This is a genomic window from Streptomonospora nanhaiensis (assembly GCF_026642255.1).
Taxonomy (GTDB): domain Bacteria; phylum Actinomycetota; class Actinomycetes; order Streptosporangiales; family Streptosporangiaceae; genus Nocardiopsis; species Nocardiopsis tropica.
This window is the reverse complement of the sequence record NZ_CP113264.1, coordinates 3761903-3782000: the sequence shown is the minus strand read 5'-3', so window position 1 is coordinate 3782000 and position 20098 is coordinate 3761903. Positions and strand designations below refer to the sequence as shown.

Sequence of the window (20098 nt, the reverse complement as noted above, 5' to 3'; positions counted from 1 at the left end):
TTGGCACTCCTCCCTTCAACGGAGTCGGACCGAGTGACTACGGTCACTCCACCAGGCTGTCGGTCCCCACCGACCCCACCCCACCGGCCTGGTGAGGGAGTACCGATGCGATTCTCAGGACCCGTGCGCGCCTGCGCGCTCCTCGGGCTTGCCGCCCTTGTCTCCGCGTGCGCGCCCCTCCAGACCAGCGGCGCCGCCTCCGGTGTCGACGAGACGGAGGGAACCCTCCGCGTCTGGCTGTTCTCCGAGGTCGACCAGGCGCCCAAGGAGCGGGTCGTGGCGGCGGCGGTGGAGGAGTTCGAGGCCGCGCACGACGGGGTCGAGGTCGAGGTCCAGTACATCCCGGTGGAGACCCGCGCGGAGCGCTTCCAGGGCGCCTTCCTCGACCCCGCCTCCGCCCCCGACGTCGCCGAGTACGGCAACACCGACCTGGCCGGGTACGTGGAGTCCGCGGGCCTGGCCGACCTCACCGAGGACCTGGCCGACTGGGAGCCCCGCGCGGACATCTCCGACGACGTCGCGGCCACCGCACGGGTCGACGGCGCCGACTACGGCGTGCCCTGGTTCCTCGGCGTGCGCGCCCTCTACTACCGCACCGACGTCCTCGGGGACCTCGGGCTGGAGGTCCCCCGGACCCTGCAGGAGGTCGTGGAGACCGGCCGGGCGGTGCGCGAGGACGACCCGCGGATGCTGGGCGTCTCCGCCGGCGGCGCCTACACCTACGCGATGATGCCGTTCGTCTGGGCGCACGGCGGCGACATCGCCGAACCCGACGGCGACTCCTACACCGCGACCATCGACTCCGCCGAGGCCAAGGAGGGCCTGGAGCTGTACGGGCAGATCCTCTCCGACGACGTGTGCCCGCCCCAGACCTGCTCGGAGATGCGAGGGGACGCCTCCGTGCAGAACTTCGTGGCCGGCAGCGCTGCGATGACCATCGGGGGCAACTTCAACCTCAACGCGGTGCGCGCCAGCGACATCGCCGACGACGCCGCGGTCGTACCGCTCCCGGGCACCGAGCCCGGCAGCATCGCCCCGGCCTTCGCCGGGGGCAACAACCTCGGCGTCCTCGCCGGAACCCAGCGGCGCACGCTCTCCGTGGAGTTCGTGAAGCTGCTGGCCGGAAAGGAGTACCAGCTGCGCATGTACGAGGCCATGGGCAACCTGCCCGTCTTCACCGACGTCCGGGCGGAGCTGGCCGCCTCCGACGACGAGATCGCCCCCTTCGTCGAGACCATCGACGCGGGCACCCGGTTCGTCCCGGTCACCCCCTCCTGGGCGACCGTCGACGCCGAGGGCATCCTGCCGGCCATGGTGCAGCGCCTGGCCGCGGGGGACGCCTCGGTCGACCAGGCCGCGGACGAGGCCGCGCGGGCCCTCGACGACGCCTTCGGGCGGGGGTGACGCGCCGACATGGACAACCGGACAGCTCTTCGCCGCCGCCCGACCGGCGGGCCCTCCGGCAACCGGAGCCGAGGGGTCGAACCCTGGATGTACCTGGTGCCCGCCGCGGTGGTGCTGGGCGGGATGCTCGTCTACCCGCTCTACCAGCTGGTGCTCGTCTCCTTCTTCGACTACCGCCAGCCCCAGGTCACGGGCGCCGAGCCCCTGCGCTTCGTCGGCTGGCAGAACTACCGTGAACTGCTGGCGGACGCCCAGTTCTGGGAGGTGCTGCTCAACACGGTCGGCTTCGCCGCGGCGTGCGTCGCGGGCACGCTCGCCGTGGGCGGAGCGCTGGCCGTGCTCGCCACCCGGCTGACCCCCTGGGTGCGCACCCTGCTCTTCCTCGCCGCACTCGGGGCCTGGGCGACGCCCGCCGTCACCGGCAGCGCGGTCTGGCTCCTGCTGTTCGACCCCACCCTCGGCCCGGTCAACCAGGCGCTCGCCGGGCTGGGCCTGACCGAGTTCGCCGGGCACTCCTGGACCTACGACAAGTGGTCGGCCTTCGGCCTCGTCGGCGCGCAGGTGGTGTGGTGCTCGTTCCCGTTCGTCATGGTCACCCTCTACGCCGGCATCCGGGCCATCCCCGGGGAGGTCGTCGAGGCCGCGCGTCTGGACGGCGCCTCCACGTCCCGGATCGCCTGGTCGGTGATGCTGCCGATCCTGCGCCCGGCCGTGACCATCGTGACCATCCAGTCGATCATCTGGGACTTCAAGATCTTCACGCAGATCTACGTCATGACCGGGGGCGGCGGGATCGCCGGACAGAACCTCGTGCTCAACGTCTACGCGTACCAGAAGGCGTTCGCCTCGGGCCAGTACGGGCTCGGCTCCGCCATCGGCGTGATCACCACGCTGCTGCTCCTCCTGATCACGCTCGTCTACCTGCGCGCCCTGCGCCGCCAAGGGGAGGTCCTGTGACGCTCCGCCGACTCAGGAACGACATCGCGGGACTGCTCGTCGCGCTGGTCGTCGCCCTGCCGCTCTACTGGATGCTGCTCTCGGCGCTCAGGCCGCGCGCCGAACTGGAGGCCGGCGACACCACGCCCTACACCCTCACCCCGTCCCTGGACTCGTTCCGACGGGTGCTCACGGTCGACGGGTTCGGCCAGTACCTGCTGAACAGCGCGCTGGTGGCGGTCGTGGTCGTGACCGCCTCGACCCTCTGCGCGTTCCTGGCCGCGGTGGCGCTCACCCGCTACCGCTTCCGGCTCCGCACCACCCTGCTCGTCATGGTGCTGGTGGCGCAGATGGTCCCGGTGGAGGCGCTGACCATCCCGCTGTTCTTCCTCATGCGCGCCGTGGGCCAGGGGGTCCCCGAACTGGGCCTGAACCACCTGGGATCGCTCATGCTGGTGCACACGGCGTTCGCCCTGCCGCTGGCGATCTGGATGCTGCGCAGCTTCGTCTCGGCGGTCCCCCGGGAGCTGGAGGAGGCGGCCTGGCTGGACGGCGCCGGAAGCCTCGCCTTCGTCACCCGGGTGCTCTTCCCCCTCGTGGCCCCGGGCGTGGTGGCCTGCAGTATCTTCTCGTTCATCATGACGTGGAACGACTTCCTGTTCGCCCGGACCTTCATCATCTCGGCGCAGGAGAACCAGACGCTGCCGATCGCCCTGCTGTCGCTCTTCAAGCCGGACCAGAACGACTGGGGCGGCATCATGGCGGGATCGGTCCTGATGACGATCCCCGTCCTGGTGTTCTTCCTGTTCGTGCAGCACCGCCTCGCCTCGGGGCTGGGAGGGGCGGTGAAGGGGTGAACCGGGCCCCGGCACCCCGGCGCAACTCGTCGGCGTCGCTGCGCCGCGCGCTGGCCATCGTGGACTTCGTCCGGGCGAGCCCGGCCGGGAGCGGCGGCGCGACCCTCACCGAGGTGGCCGAGAACGTGGGGGTGAACAAGAGCACGGTGCTGCGCCTGTCCGTTCCGCTGGTGGAGTACGGCCTGCTCACCCGTGACCCGCGCAGCGGACGGTTCCGCCTGGGCACGGCCGCCCTCACCCTGTGGCAGGCCTACCTGGACGACATGGAGCTGCGCTCGGTCGCCTCGGACCACCTGCGCGACCTCATGAGGCGCACCGGGCACACCTGCCACCTGGTGCTGCTGGACGGCCACGACGTCGTCTACGTGGACAAGGTGGAGAACACGGCCACGGTCCGGATGGCCTCGCGGATCGGCGCGAGGATGCCCGCCTACCGCACCGCGGTGGGCAGGGCGATCCTCGCGTTCTGCCCGGACGACCTCGTGGAGGACGTGGTGGCGGCGGGCCTCCCTGCGGTCACCGCGAGGACGGTGACCGATCCGGCGGTCCTCGCCGGGGAGCTGCGCCGGGTGCGCGAGCGCGGCTACGCCATCGACGACCGGGAGAACGAGCCCGAGGTCCGCTGCGTCGCCGCACCGGTGTTCGACCACAACCGCGACCCCGTGGCGGCGATCAGCGTCTCCTCCCTCGTGAGCCGTCTGCCGGTGGTCGAGGTGCGCAGGCTGGGGCCGGAGGTGGCCGCGGTGGCCGCGCGCATCTCCGCCGAGCTGGGCGGCGGGCAGGTCGAGGCAGCGAGCAGTGCAGGTCGGGGCGGGTAGGGGCGCCGCGGCCCCCGCTCCCCGGAGCCGCACCCGGGAGGCGTCCGCGGGGACCGTCCTCCCCGGGGGCGGCCCCACCCTGGCCTAACGCTGTTAGTTAGGCTCGGGGGATGGACTCCGCGCGCATCTACGAGACGTGTCAGAACCGCCTGCTCGACCTGGCCGCCACCCTCGACGGGGAGCAGCTCGGCACCGTCGTGCCCGCCTGCCCCGACTGGACCGTCAGGCAGGTCTACGCCCACCTCGCCGGGCTCTGCGCCGACGTGGTGCACGGCGACGTCACCCCTCCGGCCGGCGACGAGGTCACCGCGCGCCAGGTCGCCGACCGGGAGGGCCACGGCCTCGAGGCCGTCCTCGCCGAGTGGACCCGCACGACCCCGGCCCTGCTGGAACTCCTCACCGCCCGGAGGCGCAGGCGCCACAGCCTGCCCGCCCTGGACGTGTGGCACCACGAGAACGACGTCCGGGGCGCCCTCGGCCTGCCCGCGCAGACCGAGGACGCCGACCAGCTCGCGGACTTCCCGCTGGGCGGCCTGGCCGGGGGATGGTCGGCGCAGCTCCCGCCGGTGCGCGTGGTCGCGACCGACACCGGCCAGGAGTGGGCGCTCGGCGAGGGCGCCGTGCTCACCCTCAGGGGCACGGCCTTCGAGCTCGCCCGCGCCGTGACCGGTCGGCGCAGCCTCGCCCAGATCCTCGCCATGGACTGGAGCGGCGGCGACGCCGCGTCCGCGGCCCCGTTCCTGCCGACGCTGCCCGCGCCCGCGGCCGACCTGGTCGTGTGAAGGCAACGCGGCCCCGTGCCCCGTGCCCCGTGCCCCGCGGCCGGGGACGGGGACGGGGACGGCGGCCCCCGACAGCAGGGGGCGGCGCCCGGGGCCTCCGCCGGCATGTGCAGAGATGGCCCCGTCTTGACGCAAGCGGGACCCGGACCGGGCGCAGACTGGGTAGAGAGCCCGACCGGTCAAGGGTTGGCCGCCCGGGCGGGGAGGGGAGGGCCGGACGATGTCCACCCGTACCGAGACGGACCCCCGGTTCGACAGCGGGGCGCTGACGCGCGCCGTCGAGTCGGCGGACGCCGACGCGATGCTCGCGCTGTTCGCGGACGACGCCGAGATGGAGATGATCGACAAGAGGGCTCAGCCCAGCAGGCCGGCGGTCCTGCACGGGAAGGCCGCCATCGCGCCGGCCCTGCGCGAGGTCTTCTCGCGCGACATGACCCACGAGGTCCTCGACTGCGTGGTGGACGCCGACCACGCCGCCTACACCGAGCGCTGCTCCTACCCCGACGGCACCCGGGTCATGAGCATGACCATGCTCGACCTGAGGGACGGGCGGATCTCCCACCAGTCCACGGTGCAGGCCTGGGACGAGCCCGCGGCCCCGCGGCCGGAGACGGGCGACTTCGCCCGGGCGGAGGAGACCGAGGTCCTCGACCGGGCCCGCACGGAGGCACTGCGGGTGGGAGGTCACACCGCCGTCCGGATGACCCTGCGGCCCGGTTGGCGCTGGACGGTGGACATGGCCGAGTCCAGGGGTACCGCGAAGTGCATGGCGAACCACCGCGCCTACGTCGTCTCGGGCGCCCTGCGCTGGCAGATGGACGACGGCACGGAGGGCGAGGTGCGCGCCGGACAGGTCGTGTGCCTGCCGCCGAACCACGACGCGTGGGTGCTCGGCGACGAGCCCGTCACCCTGGTCGACTGGCCGGTGGCCGAGGGCTGACCGCCGCGGCGGACCGAAACGCCCCGGGGGCCGGGGCGCGTCGGTCGCGCGCGTTCCGGGGCGGGCGCGGGGGCCGGTCCCGTCCCGGCTCCGACGGGCCCCGGGACGGAGGGTCCGGCGGTCTCCGGTCCCTCCTTCGGGCACGCTTCCCACTGTCTGTCCGAAAAGCCCCGTAGATCACGAATCCTGGGCCGGATTCCTCTGGTTGACCCCATTGCAGGCGCTTATCAATGGTGTTAACTTTTCGGCACTGCTCATGGGAGCGCTCCCGAAAAGGGATCGGGTCCCCCTGGGCACCGGAAGGCACCGCTAGCGAGACCGGCGCGGACACCGCGCCCCCCATGGCCCCGCACCGTCGACGCCGACGCCGCCGCGGCCAGCGCCCCCCGTCCTCAAGGCCCGCACAAGCCCCCTGTCTCGGCCCCCCGCTGCCCCCGCCGAGGCGCCGCCACACCCCGGCCGACGCACCGCCCGGGGCGCCGCGCCCCTGCTCCGCGGCACCGGAGAGGCCCCTGCGGGGCACCCTCCGAGGAGAACGATGTGACCGACCGACCCGCAACCCGCCGCCGCAGACGGCGGTGGCCCCTCCCCGCGGCCGTGAGCGCCGCACTCGTGGCGGCCACCTTCACGGTGGCCCCCTCCGCCCAGGCCGGGCCCGCCGAGCCCGCCTCCACCTACGAGTACACGCCCGTGGCCGACGCGCTCCTGGCCGAGAACCCGGAGATCACCGAGTACGAGGCCTCCTTCCTGGAGCAGTACGACAAGATCAAGGACCCGTCCAGCGGCTACTTCCGCGAGTTCGACGGCCTCCTCGTCCCCTACCACTCCGTGGAGACCCTGATCGTGGAGGCGCCCGACCACGGGCACGCCACCACCTCGGAGGCCTTCAGCTACTACCTGTGGCTGGAGGCGACCTACGGGCGCGTCTCCGGCGACTGGCAGCCGTTCAACGACGCCTGGGCCTCCATGGAGGCCTTCATCATCCCCGGGACCGCCGACCAGCCCACCAACGGCGCCTACGACCCCTCGTCGCCGGCCACCTACATCCCCGAGTCCCTGGATCCCAGCGACTACCCGATGCCGCTCGACCAGGGGGTGGAGGCCGGACAGGACCCCCTCGCGGCCGAGCTCAGCAGCACCTACGGGACCGACGAGGTCTACGGCATGCACTGGCTGCTGGACGTGGACAACACGTACGGCTACGGGTTCTGCGGCGACGGCAGCGACGAGGCCCCCGCCTACATCAACACCTTCCAGCGCGGCTCCAACGAGTCGGTCTGGGAGACCGTGCCCCACCCCTCCTGCGAGACGTTCGCGCACGGCGGCGACGACGGCACCGGCTACCTCAACCTGTTCGTCGACGACCCGCAGGCCTCGGAGCAGTGGCGCTACACCAACGCCCCCGACGCCGACGCGCGCGCCGTCCAGGTCGCCTACCTCGCGCACGAGTGGGCGAGCGAGCAGGGCAACGAGTCCGCCATCGCGGAGAACGTCTCCAACGCGGCGATGATGGGCGACTACCTGCGCTACGCGATGTTCGACAAGTACTTCAAGGAGGTCGGCGACTGCGTCGGCGCCCAGTCCTGCCCGCCCGGAACGGGCAAGGACTCCGCGCACTACCTCATGGCCTGGTACTACTCCTGGGGCGGCGCCCTGGAGAGCGCCCAGTACCCCTGGGCCTGGCGCATCGGCGGATCCTCCGCCCACCAGGGCTACCAGAACGTGATGGCCGCCTACGCGCTCTCGGAGGTCGACGAGCTCCGGCCGCAGTCGGCCACCGGGGCCGACGACTGGGGCACCAGCCTCGACCGCCAGCTGGAGTTCCTCCAGTGGCTCCAGTCCTCCGACGGCGGCATCGCCGGCGGCGCGACCAACAGCTGGGAGGGCACCTACGCGCAGCCCCCCGCGGACACGCCCACCTTCTACGGCATGTTCTACGACGAGAAGCCGGTCTGGCACGACCCGCCCTCGAACCGGTGGTTCGGCTTCCAGGTCTGGGACATCGAGCGCGTGGCCGAGTACTACCGCATCAGCGGGGACGAGCGAGCCGGGGACATCCTCGACTCCTGGGTGCCCTGGGCCATCGCCAACACCACCGTCGGCGAGGGCGGCGACTTCGCCGTCCCGGCCGACATGGAGTGGAGCGGCGCCCCCGACGACTGGACCGGTGAGCCCACGGGCAACCCGGACCTGAGCGTCGAGGTCGTCTCGCACAACCAGGACGTCGGCATCGCCGCCGGCCTGGCCAAGACCCTGATGCACTACGCCGCCGCCACCGGCGACACCGCCTCCCAGGAGACCGCCGAGGGCCTGCTCGACGCGCTGCTCGTCCACCAGGACGACCTGGGCGTCGCCGTCCCCGAGACCAGGGCGGACTACGAGCGCTTCGACGACCCGTTCGACTCCCCGAACGGCGGGCTCTACGTCCCCGACGGCTGGACCGGGCAGATGCCCAACGGCGACGTGATCGACTCCGACTCCACGTTCGCCTCCATCCGCTCCTTCTACGAGCAGGACGAGGACTGGCCGCAGGTCCAGGCCTACCTGGACGGGGGAGAGGCCCCCGAGTTCACCTACCACCGCTTCTGGGCGCAGGTCGACGTGGCCACCGCGCTCGCCACCCACGGCGAGCTGTTCGGCGGCACGGCCGGGGAGGGCGGTGAGGGCGCGGGATAGGCACGGACCACCTCGGGGCCGGGCGCCGCGGGCGCCCGGCCCCCCATCCCGCAACGCCACATCGTGGAAAGGTAGGAGAGACCATGTCGGAGAACACGGGGCACGCGCGCCGCCGTGCCGGGGCCGTCGCCGCGACCGTCCTCGCGGCGGGCCTGCTCGCCGGGGGCTTCGCGGCCTCCGCCCACGGACAGGAGGAGCCGCCGGCCGGGACCGCGCAGGAGGAGACCCTCCGGGACCTGGCCGACCAGCGGGGCGTGTTCATGGGCACCGCCCTCGCGTCCCACCGCCTCGGAGAGGCCCAGTACGCGGAGACCGCCTCCGCCGAGTTCAACTCCGTCACCCACGAGAACGACCTCAAGTGGGAGGCGGTCCAACCGCAGCGGGGCCAGTACTCGTGGGCCGGCGCCGACCGGGTCGTGGACTTCGCCGAGGCCAACGGCCAGGACGTCCACGGACACACCCTGGTCTGGCACAGCCAGCTGCCCTCGTGGGTGTCCGGCGGCGGTTTCACGGCCGACGAGCTGCTGGCCGTCATGGACGACCACATCAGCACGACCATGGGCCGCTACGCCGGGCGGATCGACACCTGGGACGTCGTCAACGAGCCCATCGGGGACGACGCGCGGTTCCGGGACTCGGTCTTCCACCGCACCCTGGGGGAGGACTTCGTCGCCGAGTCCCTGCGCATGGCCAGGGCGGCCGACCCCGCGGCGGAGCTGTACATCAACGACTACAGCATCGACGGCGTCAACGCCAAGAGCGACGCCTACTACGACCTGGTCGTCGACCTGCTGGACCAGGGCGTCCCCCTGGACGGGATCGGCTTCCAGAGCCACCTGATCGTCGGACAGGTCCCCGCCAGCATGCGCCAGAACATCGAGCGGTTCACGGACCTCGGGTTGAAGGTGCGGATCACCGAGCTCGACATCCGGATGAACGTCCCCGCGAGCCAGGCCGACCTGGAGCGGCAGGCGGACGACTACCGGGAGGTCGTGACCACCTGCCTGGAGGTCGACGGCTGCACGGGCGTGACCGTCTGGGGCGTCACCGACGCCTACTCCTGGGTCCCCGACCACTTCGACGGCCAGGGCGCGGCCCTGCCCATCGACGAGTCCTACCAGCCCAAACCCGCCTACTGGGCGGTCCACGAGGCCCTCGGGGGCACCCCGGGCCCACAGCCGACCGACCCGCCCACGGAGGAGCCCACCGACCCGGCCGGGGACTGCGAGGCCGAGTACCGCGTCACCAACCAGTGGCCGAACGGCTTCCAGGCCGAGGTGACCGTCACCGCCGGCAGGGACCTCGACGGATGGACCGTGACCTGGGACTTCGGCGGAGGTGAACGCGTCGGTCACGCCTGGAACGCCTCCGTCTCCAGCAGCGGGTCCGCCGTCACCGCCGTGAACGCCGTCCACAACGCCAGGGTCGCGGCAGGCCGGTCCACCTCGTTCGGCCTCACCGGCACCCACGAGGGGACCGTCTCCGCACCGCAACCCGTCTGCACCGGGACCTGACCCCCGCGGGCCCGCCCGCCCCACGACCGGGCGCCGGGGACCGGGGCCGCCTCCCACGGCGGCCCCCGGCCGGCGCCCACCGACCGCCACCGGCCCGCCCCTCCTCGGGCCGGTGGCGCCCGGCCCCCTCCACGACACACCCCCCACCACTGGAGACCCCATGGCCACACGCCTGCTCATCGCCCTCGGGGCGGTCCTCAGCCTCGTCACCGCCCTCCTCGTCCACACCGCGCCGGCCCACGCCGACACCGGGTTCCGGGTCAGCGACGGCCGACTCGTCGACGCCGCCGGGAACGACTTCGTCATCCGGGGCGTCAGCCACGCCCACACCTGGTACCCCCAGGAGACCGGCGCCCTCGCCGACATCAAGTCCCTGGGCGCCAACACCGTCCGCGTCGTCCTCAGCAGCGGGCAGCGCTGGACCGAGAACAGCGCCGCCGACGTCGCCGCCGTCGTGGCCGACTGCAAGGCCAACCGGCTGATCTGCATGCTGGAGGTGCACGACACCACCGGCTACGGCGACCAGGACGGGGCGGCCACCCTGGACCAGGCCGTCGACTACTGGCTGCGCGTCCAGGACGCCGTCGAGGGGGAGGAGGACCACGTCCTCGTCAACATCGGCAACGAGCCCTTCGGCAACGACGCCGCCACCAACCAGAACTGGGCCTCCGCCACCGGCGAGGCGATCAACCGGCTGCGCGACGCCGGGTTCGACCACACCCTGGTCGTGGACGCTCCCAACTGGGGCCAGGACTGGTCGGGGACCATGCGCGACAACGCCCAGGGCGTCTTCGACGCCGACCCCGACGCCAACACGGTGTTCTCCGTCCACATGTACGGGGTCTACCAACAGGAGTCCACGGTGGTCTCCTACCTGGAGCACTTCACCGACGCCGGCCTGCCGCTGATCGTCGGCGAGTTCGGCATCGACCACAGCGACGGCAACCCCGACGAGGACGCCATCATGGCCCACACCGAGCGCCTGGGCCTGGGCTACATCGGCTGGTCCTGGAGCGGCAACGGTTCCCCCGTGGAGTACCTCGACATGGTCGAGGGGTTCGACGTCGACAGCCTCACCCCCTGGGGCGAGCGCATCTTCCACGGTCCCGACGGCATCGCCGAGACCTCCGTCGAGGCCCCGGTCTACGGCGGCCCGGGCGAGCCCACCGACCCGCCGACCGAGGAGCCCACCGACCCGCCCACGGAACAGCCCACCGACCCGGCCGGGGACTGCGGGGCCGAGTACCGCGTCACCAACCGGTGGCACGACGGATTCCAGGGCGAGGTGACCGTCACCGCCGCGACCGACATCACCGGCTGGACCGTCACCTGGACCGCCGGCGCGGGCGAGGCCGTGGGCCACGCCTGGAACGCCACCGTCTCCAGCAGCGGATCCGCCGTCACCGCCGTGAACGCCCCCTACAACGGAGCGCTCGACGCGGGCGAGTCCACCTCGTTCGGCTTCACCGGCACCCACGGCGGCACCCTCTCCGCTCCCGCACTCTCCTGCTCCGCCTGACCCGTACAGGGTCGGAACAGAACCCCGGCCGCGCCGCCCCGCGCGGCCGGGCCTCCCCCACAGAGATAGGAGTGGCCCATGAGGTCACGCAACGCCATCGCCCTGGCAGCGGCGCTCGGCGGGCTCGCCGTCGGCACCGCCGTCGTCGTCCTGCCCGACTCCGCCGAGGCCCACGGAGCGTTCACCTACCCGGCCAGCCGCACCTACGCCTGCTTCCAGGACGCCACCGGCGGCACCGGCGGCGGCGCGCTCCGGCCCACCAACGAGGCCTGCGCCGACGCCCTGGCCGAGGGCGGCGACTACCCGTTCTGGAACTGGTTCGGCAACCTCATCAGCGACGCCGACGGCCGCCACCAGGAGGTCGTGGCCGACGGCGAGCTGTGCGGCCCCACCGACAGGTTCGCGGCCTTCAACGCGGCCCGCACCGACTGGCCCACCACGGCCCTGGAGCCGAACACCACCGTGGAGTTCCGGCACAACGCCTGGGCCCCGCACCCCGGGGTCTTCCGCACCTACGTCACCGAGGACGGCTTCGACCCCGAGCAGGCGCTGAACTGGGACGACCTGGAACTCGTCGACGAGGTGACGGACCCGCCGCTGCGCAGCGGCGGCGACGCCGGAGCCGAGTACTACTGGGACGTGGACCTGCCGGACCGGGAGGGGCGCCACATCGTCTACGTGGTGTGGGAGCGCTCCGACAGCCCCGAGGCGTTCTACAACTGCTCCGACGTGGTCTTCGGCGAGGACCCGGGCACCGGCCCCGGGCCGGACCCGGACCCCTCCCCGGACCCGGACCCCTCCCCGGACCCGGACCCCACGGAGGAGCCGACGCCCGGCCCCACCGACCCGCCCGGTGACCACTGCACGGCCGAGTACACCGTCACCAACCAGTGGTCCAACGGCTTCCAGGTGGACGTCGAGGTCACCGCGGGGGAGGAGGGCGTCGACGGCTGGATGGTCGACTGGGTGTTCGCCAACCGCCAGGAGATCTCCAGCGTCTGGAACGCCGCCCTCGTCAACCACGGCGCGCACTTCGAGGCCCGCAACTCCGCCCACAACGGGCAGCTCGATCCCGGGGAGTCCACCAGCTTCGGGTTCACCGCCACCCACCCGGGCGTGAACATCGAGCCCCTCGTGGCCTGCCACGAGGACTGACCGGCCCCGCCCGCGACCGCGGGCCCGGACCGCCGCGCTCCGACCCGCGCGGGGCGCCGGCGTGCGAAACGCCGAACACCGGCCGCAGCACGCCGCGCCCCGAACCGCTCCCGGGCCGGAGCGCGGACCGGCCCCTCGCGCCGGCGGCCCGGGCGGAGCCGCCGGCCCCGGAACCGGCTCTTCCGGGGCCGGTCGCCTCCGCGCCCGCCCTCAGGGGCGGTAGGGGAGGCGGTCCACCGCCCGCACCTCGCCCAGCGTCGACCACTCGTTGCGGCCCAGCCGCGCCAATGGGCGCATCAGCTCCACGTCCGGGTGCCCGTCCGCGAGCACGTCCTCGCGCACGGCCACACGCACGACCCTTCCGAACACCACCGTGGAGTCGCCCAGCCCCAGCGTCGAGTGCAGGGTGCACTCCAGCGCCACCGGGGACCCCGCCACCCGCGGCGGACGCACCGACACGCTCGCCTCGCGCCCGATCCCCAGGGCCTCGAACTCGTCGACCTCCGGCGGGTAGGGGGTGCCGCTGGCGTTGACCTGGTCCCACATCGCCTCCGGGGCCAGGTTCACCACGAACTCGCCGGTCTCCTCCGCGTTGCGCAGCGAGTCCTTGCGCCGCACCGACGTGAACTGCACGATCGGGGGCTCGGTGCAGGAGATCGTGAAGAACGAGTGCGGCGCCAGGTTGTCCACGCCGTCGCCGGACGTGGTGGAGACCCACGCGATGGGGCGCGGCACCACCACGGAGGTCATCAGCTGGTAGAACGCCCGTCCGGGCAGGTCGTCTGGGGTCCATTCGGTACGCATCGGCTCCGATTATGCAGCCTCGGCCGTGTGCCGGCGCAGCCGACGGGCATACACGGCGCATGGAACTGGTCACCGCCGACGACGTCCGCGCCGCAGCCACCCGCCTCCAGGGCCACGTGGTCCGCACGCCCCTGACGGCGGGTCCCCCGGGTGCGGACTTCCTCCTCAAACCCGAGAGCCTCCAGGCCACGGGCGCCTTCAAGATCCGGGGCGCCACCAACGCCGTCGCCCTGCTCGGTCCGGGGCAGCGCCGTTCCGGCGTGGTCACGCACTCCTCCGGCAACCACGGACAGGCCCTCGCCCTCGCCGCCGCCCGGCACGGGGCGCCCTGCACCGTCGTGGTCCCCGAGGGGGCGCCCGAGGTCAAGGTCGACCGGATACGCGCCCTCGGGGCCCGCGTCGTCATGGCGCCGCCCCGGGAGCGGGAGGCGGTCGCCGGGGAACTGGCCCGGACCGAGGGGCTCGCGCTGATCCCGCCCTTCGACGACCCGGACGTCATCGCCGGGCAGGGCACCGTCGGCCTGGAGATCCTGGAGCAGTCGCCCGAGGTGACCACCGTCGTCGTCCCCGTGGGCGGGGGAGGGCTGGCCTCCGGGGTGTCCACCGCGGCCTGGACCGTCCACCCGCGCCGCGTCCGCGTCATCGGCGTCGAACCCGAGCTCGCCGCCGACGCGGCCGAGAGCCTGAGCGTGGGACACCCCGTCACCTGGCCGCCCGAGCGCACCGGCCGCACCATGGCCGACGGCGTCCGCGTGGGCCTCTCCGAGCGCACGTTCGCGCACCTCGCCGCCAGACTCGACGGGATCGTCACCGTCACCGAGGACGAGATCGCCCGCGCCGTCGGCGTGCTGGCCCACGGCGCCCGCGTCGTCGCCGAGCCCAGCGGGGCCCTGGCGGCCGCCGCCCTCCTCGCCGGCCGGATCGACACCGTCCCCGGGCGGCCCGAGGCGACCGTGGCGGTGGTGTCGGGAGGCAACGCCGATCCCGGCCTCTTCGCCCGCCTGGTGGCACAGGGCTGAGGACGGCTCCCCTCGGGGCCGGAGCCGGGAGGCGCAGGCCCCGCCCGGTGGGCAGGTCCCCGGGCTGCCGGGCACGGCCCTGCCCCTCCGCCGGCCGTCGGCGTTCGTGTGGGCGGCCCACCGCCCGGGCCGCACGGCCGAGGCCGACGGCCTGCTCGTGTCGTCGGTGATCACGGCGTTTGGCCGGGCCCGGCCCGGGACCGGCGCGCGCGTCCACGACGGGCCCGGCGGCCGAGCGAGGGGAGGCGGAGCGCTGCGCGGTCACGGTCTCCGCGGGCGGGCACCGGACGTCCCGCGGGAGGTGCTGCTGCGGTCAGCGGCGTTCGGCGGCGTCGCGGTCGGGGACGCCGCCCGCGGTCGCGCCCGCCTGCGGCGCCCGGGCGGCGGGGGAGGCGGAACGGGAGCCCGGGCCGGTCGCCGGGGTCTTCCGGGCGGCTCGGTCCTCGCGGCGGCGCATGGCCATGTCGGACACGGCGGCCACTCCCAGCGCGACGACGAGCGTGGCGACGATCAGCAGGGTCCACAGGGCGGCGCCGAAGGAGGAGGGGTCGGTCACGGGGGCTCCGGGGGTTCGCGGGCGGTCTGGTCCCCTCACCGTAATAGGCGTTAACTTTCGGACCCAGTGTTAGCACGAGTGAACTGCGTCATACACGGCCCCGGGCGGGCGAGGGCCCAGGACACACGGAGGGCCCGGGACGGCGCCCCCGTCCCGGGCCCGGCGGCCGGCCCCGCGGCGACGCGTCGCGGGGCCGGAACGGCTACAGGATCGAACCGGGGGAGTAGGCGGCGGCCTCCGGGCGCTCCGCCACGATCCCGTCGATCCGCGCCACCACGGAGGCGACCTGGTCGGCCGCGGCCCCCGTGAAGGTGATCCGGTCCTCGAGCAGCTCCTCCAGCGCGGCACGGTCCAGCGGGAAGCGCTCGTCCGCGCCCAGCCGCTCCAGGAGCCGGTTGCCCACGCCCTCCTGGCGCATCGCCAGGGCCGCACCCACCGCGTGCTCCTTGATCAGCTCGTGGGCGGTCTCCCGGCCCACGCCCGCGCGCACGGCCGCCATCAGCATCTTGGTCGTGGCCAGGAACGGCAGGTACCGGTCCAGCTCGGCGGAGACCACAGCGGGGAAGGCGCCGAACTCGTCCAGCACCGTCAGCATCGTCTCGACCAGGCCGTCGAAGGCGAAGAACGCGTCCGGCAGCGCCACCCTGCGCACCACCGAGCACGACACGTCGCCCTCGTTCCACTGGTCCCCGGCCAGCTCGCCGGCCATCGACGCGTAACCGCGCAGGACCACGGTCAGCCCGTTGACCCGCTCGCACGAACGCGTGTTCATCTTGTGGGGCATGGCCGACGAGCCGACCTGGCCCTCGGCGAACCCCTCGGTCACCAGCTCGTGCCCGGCCATCAGCCGGATCGTCTTGGCCAGCGAGGACGGGCCCGCCGCCAGCTGCACCAGCGCCGTCAGCACCTCGAAGTCCAGCGAACGGGGGTACACCTGCCCCACGCTCGTGAACCGGTGCGCGAAGCCCAGGTGCCCGGCCACCTCGTCCTCCAGGGCGGCCAGCGCCCCGCGGTCGCCGCCCAGCAGGTCCAGCATGTCCTGCGCTGTGCCCACCGGCCCCTTGATCCCGCGCAGCGGGTAGCGGGCGATCAGCTCCTCCAGCCGGCCGTGGGCGACCAGCACCTCGTCGGCGATCGACGCGAACCGCTTGCCCAGGGTCGTGGCCTGCGCCGCCACGTTGTGGGAGCGGCCCGCCATCACCGTCCCGCCGTACTCGGCCGACAGCCGTCCGAGCCGGGCCAGCAGCGCCACCACGCGGTCGCGCACCAGCAGCAGGCTGTCGCGCACCTGCAGCTGCTCGACGTTCTCGGTCAGGTCGCGCGAGGTCATGCCCTTGTGCACGTGCTCGTGGCCGGCGAGGGCGTTGAACTCCTCGATCCGGGCCTTCACGTCGTGCCGGGTGACCCGCTCGCGCTCCGCGATCGAGGCCAGGTCGACCTGCTCAAGGACCTTCTCGTAGTCCTGGACGACGCCGTCGGGGACGTCGACGCCCAGACGCGACTGGGCCCGCAGCACGGCCAGCCACAGCCGCCGCTCGGAGACCACCTTGTACTCGGGGGACCACAGCCGGGCCAGCTCCGCCGAGGCGTAGCGGGCAGCCAGGACATCGGGGATCAGAGGTTTCGCGCTCACGTCGCCCCACCCTACCGTCCTGAGCTGCGCCGCCCGCCCCGGCCTCGGCCCGCCCGGCGGTCCCTGGCGCGGACACGGCCCCGGCGGACGCCGGGGCGGCGGGCGGACGTGCGGCGGTCCACCGCAGGGCGGGGCCGCGCCCGGCCCGTCCGTGCTCCACGGGTGGGGAAGCGCGGTGGGAGGAGGCCCGGTGGACGCGGGCCCGGAGAAGGGGGGACACGCCCCGGGTGGGCCCTGCCCCACCCCCGGCCCGGGGGCGGGGCCGATTCCGGCCCCCTCGCCCGCTGCCTACGGTGGGGGCATGACCACGCCCCGCACGACGAAGGCGCAGCCGAGGACACTCCTGGCAGCCCTGCTGAGCCCCCGCTTCCTCCTCACCGCCTGGCCCTGGCGCGCCCTGGCCCATTCCGCGAACACCGTGTTCGTCGGCCTGGCGGTGGCCGTGGTCGCCATGCCCGTCTACCTGCCGTGGACGCTCGTCGGGGGGATGCTCCTGAGGAGGCCGTGGGACACCCTCTCCACCGGCCCCGTGGCGGCCGGGTTCCTGGGCGGCCTGGCCATGGTCCTGGTCTTCGCGCCGCTCATCGCCCTCCCCCTGGGGGCGCTGGAGCGCAGGCGCCTCGTGTTCATCACGCGGGGGCCCTTCCCCAGCGGCCACCGTGTGCCGGAACCCGGCCTGTGGGCCTGGGCCCGCACCCGCCTGACGGAAGGGGCGACCTGGCGGGAGATCGCCTACTCGGTGCTCCTGGTCCCCGTCGCACTCCTGGTCTGCCTGGTCCTGGGCTCCCTGATCAGCGCGGCGGCGGTCTTCGCCACGGGCCCGCTCCTCGCCCAGGAGTCCCGGGGCGGCCAGGTCTCCCTGGGCTTCGTCACGATCACCTCCTCCGCGGAGGCCGTGCCCTACATGCTCCTCGCCCCGGTCATCCTCGTCGTGCTGCTCTACGCCTCGGCGGTCCTCGCCCAGACGCACCTCGCCATCGCCCGCGCCCTGCTCGTGGGGCCGCCCAAGGACGAGCTCCGCGCCGAGCTCAGCCAGGTCACCGAGTCCCGCGCACGGCTGGTCAACGCCTTCGAGTACGAGCGCAGGCGCATCGAGCGCGACCTGCACGACGGAGCCCAGCAGAGGCTCGTCGCCCTGTCCGTGGACCTGGGGCTGGCCCGTCTGGACCTGGAGGAGGGCAGTGAGGCCGACCGGCGCGTGGCCGCCGCCCAGGCCAACGCCGACGAGCTGATCGACGAACTCCGCGAACTCGTGCGGGGCATCCACCCCAGGGTCCTCACCGACCGCGGCCTGCCCGCCGCCCTGGAGGAGCTGGCCGACCGCTGCCCCGTCCCCACGCGCGTGGAGGCCGCGGTCCCGGTCCGCCTGCCCGCCCACGTCGAGGGCACCGCCTACTTCGTGGTCGCCGAGGCGCTCACCAACGTGGCCAAGCACGCCGGGGCGACGGCGGTGACCGTGCGCGCCTCCGTCCCGCCCGGGACGGGCGGTTCCCCGGACACCCTCGTGGTGGAGGTCGCCGACGACGGTGCGGGCGGGGCCGAGCCGGGGCAGGGCTCCGGCCTCACCGGGCTCACGGACCGGGTGGCCGTCATGGGCGGCACAATGGAGCTGTCCAGCCCCCAGGGCGGACCGACCCGAATCCGAGTGGAGCTGCCGTGCGGACCGATTCCCCCGACCCCGCTGACCTGACCCCCGTGCCGACCGTCCTCGCCGAGGACGGCGTGCTGCTCAGGGAGGGCCTGGCCGGGGTCCTGGAGCGCTTCGGCTTCCCCGTCGCCGCCGCGGTCGGTGACGGGGAGGCGCTCCTGGCCGCGGTCGCCGAGCACCGCCCCGGCCTCGTCGTCACGGACATCCGCATGCCCCCCGGCTTCACCGACGAGGGGCTGCGCGCCGCGGTCCGGCTGCGCGCCGAGCACCCCGGGCTCGCGGTGGTGGCCCTGAGCCAGTACGTGGAGCTGAGCTACGCCTCCGACCTGCTGGACTCGGGGGACGGCCGGGGCGTCGGCTACCTGCTCAAACAGCGTGTGGGGGACGTACGGGAGTTCGCGTCCGTGCTCCGGCGCGTGGTGGACGGGGCGACCTTCGTCGACCCCGAGGTGGTCCGCCAGCTGCTGCGCCGCCGGTCCGACCCGCTGGAACGCCTCACCCCCCGGGAGCGCGAGGTGCTCGCGCTGATGGCGGAGGGGCACTCCAACGGGGCCATCGCCCGCAGGCTCGTGGTCAGCGACGCCGCCGTCGGCAAGCACGTGGGCAACATCCTGGCCAAGCTGGACCTGCCCCTGGACGAGGACGTCCACCGCCGGGTCCAGGCGGTCCTGGCCTACCTGCGGGGGCGCTCCGCCTGAACGGCGGGCGGGCCGGGCCCCGCGAACGGGTTCGGCCGCCCCTCCCCTCCGGAGCGCCGCGCGCGCACCCCACCGGCCGGGACGGCGTCCGAGGGGGCCGGGGGCGGCGCCCGGACCCCGGACGTATCGTGGGACCACCGCCCGCCACAAGGCGCGAACCCCCCGCGCAGCCCGGAGGAGAACGGATGCAGCCCACCGCCGCCGCCCCGGAGAGCGTCACCTGGAAGATCCACCTGGACCGGTCGATGTGGGTGGCGGGCGTGCGCGCCCTCATGCTCCAGGCGCTCCACCCCGTGGCCATGCAGGGGGTGTGGCAGCGCTCGGACTTCCGCTCCGACCCGACCGGACGCCTGCTCCGCACCGCCCACTTCGTGGCCGTCACCACCTACGGCAGCCTCACCGAGGCCGAGGCCCTCGGCGCGCACATCCGCCGCGTGCACCGCGCGCTGTCCTTCACCGACCCGGCCACCGGACGCCTGCACCGGGTGGACCAGCGCGACCTGCTCGTGTGGGTGCACTGCGCGGAGGTCTCCTCCTACCTGGAGACCGCCCACCGCGCCGGAGTGCCGCTGACGGCGGAGGACGGGGACCGCTACGTGGACGAGCAGTCGCGCACTGCCGCCTACGTCGGCCTCTCCCGCGACGACGTGCCGCGCGACCTCGCCGGGATGCGCCGCTACCTCGCCGCGGTCCGGCCCTCCCTGCGCGCCACCCCCGAGGCCCGGCAGGCGGTGCGGTTCCTGCTGTGGCCCAAGGTGCCCGAGCGCCTGGCATGGCTGACCCCGCTCAAACCCCTGTGGTTCCCCGTCGGCGCGCTGTCCTACGCCACCCTGCCCGCGTGGGCGCGCCGCGCCTACGGGATGCTGCCGGACCCGCCGGGGAGCGACGCCCTCGCCACCACCGCACTGCGGGGGCTGCGGGCAGGGCTGGAGCTGGTGCCGGAGCGGTACTACAACCTCGTCTTCGACGAGGCCACCGTGCGCAGCGCCGACGAGGCGAGGAAGCGCCTGCTGGCCGCGGGGTACGAGGTCGAGAACGGGTTCCGGGCGCTGCGCGCCCGCACGCTCTTCCGGGCGCCGGCCGTGCCGGCGCCCCGCGACCCCGCCGAGGTCTGAGGCCCGCTCGCGGCCGGGGCCCGC

Annotated in this window: 17 protein-coding genes; 14 read left to right on the top strand and 3 right to left on the bottom strand. The window is 73.9% G+C overall.

What is annotated here, in order from left to right; all coding sequences use genetic code 11:
• Positions 1 to 105: 105 nt before the first annotated feature.
• The 10 genes from OUQ99_RS16350 to OUQ99_RS16305 all read left to right on the top strand — a co-directional run bounded on the left by OUQ99_RS16350 (position 106) and on the right by OUQ99_RS16305 (position 12601).
• On the top strand, positions 106 to 1404 hold the full coding sequence (locus OUQ99_RS16350; protein ID WP_267944618.1) for an extracellular solute-binding protein: 1299 nt from the start codon (positions 106 to 108) through the stop codon (positions 1402 to 1404).
• 87 nt (positions 1405 to 1491) lie between these two features.
• Positions 1492 to 2361, top strand: coding sequence for a carbohydrate ABC transporter permease (locus tag OUQ99_RS16345; RefSeq protein WP_267944617.1), 870 nt, complete (start codon positions 1492 to 1494; stop codon positions 2359 to 2361).
• Positions 2358 to 3197 carry a carbohydrate ABC transporter permease gene (locus OUQ99_RS16340; RefSeq protein WP_267944616.1) on the top strand — a complete coding sequence of 280 codons (840 nt, stop codon included), beginning with the start codon at positions 2358 to 2360 and terminating at the stop codon, positions 3195 to 3197. The genes OUQ99_RS16345 and OUQ99_RS16340 overlap by 4 nt, the downstream gene beginning before the upstream one ends.
• Positions 3194 to 4015 (top strand): IclR family transcriptional regulator, encoded by an 822-nt coding sequence (locus OUQ99_RS16335; protein ID WP_267944615.1) that lies wholly within the window; start codon positions 3194 to 3196, stop codon positions 4013 to 4015. The genes OUQ99_RS16340 and OUQ99_RS16335 overlap by 4 nt, the downstream gene beginning before the upstream one ends.
• Before the next feature lie 110 nt (positions 4016 to 4125).
• A complete protein-coding gene (locus OUQ99_RS16330) occupies positions 4126 to 4797 on the top strand; it encodes a maleylpyruvate isomerase family mycothiol-dependent enzyme (protein WP_267944614.1) in 672 nt (223 codons plus the stop codon).
• 220 nt (positions 4798 to 5017) lie between these two features.
• Positions 5018 to 5737: a nuclear transport factor 2 family protein gene (locus OUQ99_RS16325; protein ID WP_267944613.1), complete on the top strand. Its 720-nt coding sequence runs from the start codon at positions 5018 to 5020 to the stop codon at positions 5735 to 5737.
• 540 nt (positions 5738 to 6277) lie between these two features.
• Positions 6278 to 8413: a glycoside hydrolase family 48 protein gene (locus OUQ99_RS16320; protein WP_267944612.1), complete on the top strand. Its 2136-nt coding sequence runs from the start codon at positions 6278 to 6280 to the stop codon at positions 8411 to 8413.
• Between the two features lie 83 nt (positions 8414 to 8496).
• Complete coding sequence (locus OUQ99_RS16315) at positions 8497 to 9927, top strand: endo-1,4-beta-xylanase (RefSeq protein ID WP_267944611.1); 1431 nt, start codon at positions 8497 to 8499, stop codon at positions 9925 to 9927.
• 160 nt (positions 9928 to 10087) lie between these two features.
• Positions 10088 to 11446, top strand: a complete 1359-nt coding sequence (locus OUQ99_RS16310; protein ID WP_267944610.1) for a cellulase family glycosylhydrolase — start codon at positions 10088 to 10090, stop codon at positions 11444 to 11446.
• 78 nt (positions 11447 to 11524) lie between these two features.
• Entirely contained in the window at positions 11525 to 12601 is a 1077-nt protein-coding gene (locus OUQ99_RS16305; protein ID WP_267944609.1) for a lytic polysaccharide monooxygenase, read from the top strand.
• A 210-nt stretch (positions 12602 to 12811) separates the two neighbouring features.
• Here OUQ99_RS16305 and OUQ99_RS16300 read toward each other — a convergent pair whose 3' ends face one another.
• Entirely contained in the window at positions 12812 to 13405 is a 594-nt protein-coding gene (locus OUQ99_RS16300) for a flavin reductase family protein (protein WP_267944608.1), read from the bottom strand.
• Positions 13406 to 13464: 59 nt separating this feature from the next.
• Between OUQ99_RS16300 and OUQ99_RS16295 the strand changes: the two genes are divergently transcribed.
• A complete protein-coding gene (locus OUQ99_RS16295; protein ID WP_267944607.1) occupies positions 13465 to 14424 on the top strand; it encodes a threonine ammonia-lyase in 960 nt (319 codons plus the stop codon).
• Between the two features lie 313 nt (positions 14425 to 14737).
• On the opposite strand, the gene OUQ99_RS16290 is transcribed toward OUQ99_RS16295, so the two are convergent.
• Positions 14738 to 14980, bottom strand: coding sequence for a histidine kinase (locus OUQ99_RS16290; RefSeq protein WP_267944606.1), 243 nt, complete (start codon positions 14978 to 14980; stop codon positions 14738 to 14740).
• A 202-nt stretch (positions 14981 to 15182) separates the two neighbouring features.
• A complete protein-coding gene (purB, locus tag OUQ99_RS16285; RefSeq protein WP_267944605.1) occupies positions 15183 to 16613 on the bottom strand; it encodes an adenylosuccinate lyase in 1431 nt (476 codons plus the stop codon).
• Between the two features lie 301 nt (positions 16614 to 16914).
• On the opposite strand from purB, the gene OUQ99_RS16280 reads away from it, so the two are divergent.
• From OUQ99_RS16280 to OUQ99_RS16270, 3 genes are all read left to right on the top strand, one after another.
• The gene (locus tag OUQ99_RS16280; protein ID WP_267944604.1) at positions 16915 to 18303 is read left to right on the top strand and encodes a sensor histidine kinase; all 1389 of its coding nucleotides are present in this window, start codon (positions 16915 to 16917) and stop codon (positions 18301 to 18303) included.
• Positions 18270 to 18959 (top strand): response regulator, encoded by a 690-nt coding sequence (locus OUQ99_RS16275; RefSeq protein WP_267944603.1) that lies wholly within the window; start codon positions 18270 to 18272, stop codon positions 18957 to 18959. Before OUQ99_RS16280 ends, OUQ99_RS16275 begins: the two co-directional genes overlap by 34 nt.
• Positions 18960 to 19144: 185 nt before the next feature.
• Complete coding sequence (locus OUQ99_RS16270) at positions 19145 to 20074, top strand: oxygenase MpaB family protein (RefSeq protein ID WP_267944602.1); 930 nt, start codon at positions 19145 to 19147, stop codon at positions 20072 to 20074.
• Positions 20075 to 20098: the final 24 nt, after the last annotated feature.